This is a genomic window from Staphylococcus cohnii species complex 1663 (genome assembly GCF_041008415.1).
Lineage (GTDB): Bacteria > Bacillota > Bacilli > Staphylococcales > Staphylococcaceae > Staphylococcus > Staphylococcus ureilyticus.
Window position 1 is genome coordinate 1 of the sequence record NZ_JBFDVL010000018.1, and the last position, 3175, is coordinate 3175.

At 48.2% G+C, this 3175-nt stretch carries 1 rRNA gene; it reads left to right on the forward strand.

The window, feature by feature from the left end:
* The first annotated feature begins 182 nt into the window (after positions 1-182).
* Positions 183-3103, forward strand: a 23S ribosomal RNA gene (locus AB1J10_RS12570).
* The last annotated feature ends 72 nt before the right edge of the window (positions 3104-3175 follow it).

Here is a 3175-nt window from a genome sequence, read left to right on the forward strand (position 1 = left end):
TTGTACATTGAAAACTAGATAAGTAAGTAAAATTTATGATTTTACCAAGCAAAACCGAGTGAATAAGAGTTTTAAATAAGCTTGAATTCAAAAAGAAATAATCGCTAGTGTTCGAAAGAACACTCACAGATTAATAACATTTTGGGTTTTCAACCGACGGTTGTCGAGTTGGAAAGCAAATAGATTAAGTTATTAAGGGCGCACGGTGGATGCCTTGGCACTAGAAGCCGATGAAGGACGTTACTAACGACGATATGCTTTGGGGAGCTGTAAGTAAGCTGTGATCCAGAGATTTCCGAATGGGGGAACCCAATACGAGTTATGTCGTATTATCGATACGTAAATACATAGCGTATCGAAGGTAGACGCGGAGAACTGAAACATCTTAGTACCCGCAGGAAGAGAAAGAAAAATCGATTCCCTGAGTAGCGGCGAGCGAAACGGGAAGAGCCCAAACCAACGAGCTTGCTTGTTGGGGTTGTAGGACACTCTATACGGAGTTACAAAGGAATAGATTAGACGAAGCATCTGGAAAGATGCATCAAAGAAGGTAATAATCCTGTAGTCGAAAATCTGTTCTCTCTTGAGTGGATCCTGAGTACGACGGAACACGAGAAATTCCGTCGGAATCCGGGAGGACCATCTCCCAAGGCTAAATACTCTCTAGTGACCGATAGTGAACCAGTACCGTGAGGGAAAGGTGAAAAGTACCCCGGAAGGGGAGTGAAAGAGAACTTGAAACCGTGTGCTTACAAGTAGTCAGAGCCCGTTAATGGGTGATGGCGTGCCTTTTGTAGAATGAACCGGCGAGTTACGATTTGATGCAAGGTTAAGCAGTGAATGTGGAGCCGTAGCGAAAGCGAGTCTGAATAGGGCGTTGAGTATTTGGTCGTAGACCCGAAACCAGGTGATCTACCCTTGACCAGGTTGAAGTTCAGGTAACACTGAATGGAGGACCGAACCGACTTACGTTGAAAAGTGAGCGGATGAGTTGAGGGTAGCGGAGAAATTCCAATCGAACCTGGAGATAGCTGGTTCTCTCCGAAATAGCTTTAGGGCTAGCCTCAAGTGATGATTATTGGAGGTAGAGCACTGTTTGGACGAGGGGCCCTTCTCGGGTTACCGAATTCAGACAAACTCCGAATGCCAATCAATTTAACTTGGGAGTCAGAACGCGGGTGATAAGGTCCGTGTTCGAAAGGGAAACAGCCCAGACCACCAGCTAAGGTCCCAAAATATATGTTAAGTGGAAAAGGATGTGGCGTTGCCCAGACAACTAGTATGTTGGCTTAGAAGCAGCCATCATTTAAAGAGTGCGTAATAGCTCACTAGTCGAGTGACACTGCGCCGAAAATGTACCGGGGCTAAACATATTACCGAAGCTGTGGATTGTCCGTAGGACAATGGTAGGAGAGCGTTCTAAGGGCGTTGAAGCATGATCGCAAGGACATGTGGAGCGCTTAGAAGTGAGAATGCCGGTGTGAGTAGCGAAAGACGGGTGAGAATCCCGTCCACCGATTGACTAAGGTTTCCAGAGGAAGGCTCGTCCGCTCTGGGTTAGTCGGGTCCTAAGCTGAGGCCGATAGGCGTAGGCGATGGATAACAGGTTGATATTCCTGTACCACCATGAATCGTTTTAAGCGATGGGGGGACGCAGTAGGATAGGCGAAGCGTACGATTGGATTGTACGTCCAAGCAGTAAGACTGAGTGTTAGGCAAATCCGGCACTCATAAGGTCAAGCTGTGATGGGGAGAGGAAATTGTTTCCTCGAGTCGTTGATTTCACACTGCCGAGAAAAGCCTCTAGCTAGATTTATGGTGCCCGTACCGCAAACCGACACAGGTAGTCAAGATGAGAATTCTAAGGTGAGCGAGCGAACTCTCGTTAAGGAACTCGGCAAAATGACCCCGTAACTTCGGGAGAAGGGGTGCTCTTTAGGGTTCACGCCCAGGAGAGCCGCAGTGAATAGGCCCAAGCGACTGTTTATCAAAAACACAGGTCTCTGCTAAACCGTAAGGTGATGTATAGGGGCTGACGCCTGCCCGGTGCTGGAAGGTTAAGAGGAGTGGTTAGCTTCTGCGAAGCTACGAATCGAAGCCCCAGTAAACGGCGGCCGTAACTATAACGGTCCTAAGGTAGCGAAATTCCTTGTCGGGTAAGTTCCGACCCGCACGAAAGGCGTAACGATTTGGGCACTGTCTCAACGAGAGACTCGGTGAAATCATAGTACCTGTGAAGATGCAGGTTACCCGCGACAGGACGGAAAGACCCCGTGGAGCTTTACTGTAGTCTGATATTGAAATTCGGTACAGCTTGTACAGGATAGGTAGGAGCCTTAGATACGTGAGCGCTAGCTTACGTGGAGGCGTTGGTGGGATACTACCCTCGCTGTATTGGATTTCTAACCCGCACCATTAATCATGGTGGGAGACAGTGTCAGATGGACAGTTTGACTGGGGCGGTCGCCTCCTAAAGAGTAACGGAGGCGCTCAAAGGTTTCCTCAGAATGGTTGGAAATCATTCATAGAGTGTAAAGGCACAAGGAAGCTTGACTGCGAGACTTACAAGTCGAGCAGGGTCGAAAGACGGACTTAGTGATCCGGTGGTTCCGCATGGAAGGGCCATCGCTCAACGGATAAAAGCTACCCCGGGGATAACAGGCTTATCTCCCCCAAGAGTTCACATCGACGGGGAGGTTTGGCACCTCGATGTCGGCTCATCGCATCCTGGGGCTGTAGTCGGTCCCAAGGGTTGGGCTGTTCGCCCATTAAAGCGGTACGCGAGCTGGGTTCAGAACGTCGTGAGACAGTTCGGTCCCTATCCGTCGTGGGCGTAGGAAATTTGAGAGGAGCTGTCCTTAGTACGAGAGGACCGGGATGGACATACCTCTGGTGTACCAGTTGTCGTGCCAACGGCATCGCTGGGTAGCTATGTATGGACGGGATAAGTGCTGAAAGCATCTAAGCATGAAGCCCCCCTCAAGATGAGATTTCCCAACTTCGGTTATAAGATCCCTCAAAGATGATGAGGTTAATAGGTTCGAGGTGGAAGCATAGCGATATGTGGAGCTGACGAATACTAATCGATCGAAGACTTAATCAAATTTAAAAGTTTTGTTGGTTGAACTAAATTTTACTTACAATCTAGTTTTGAGTGTATAAATTTTATACATGA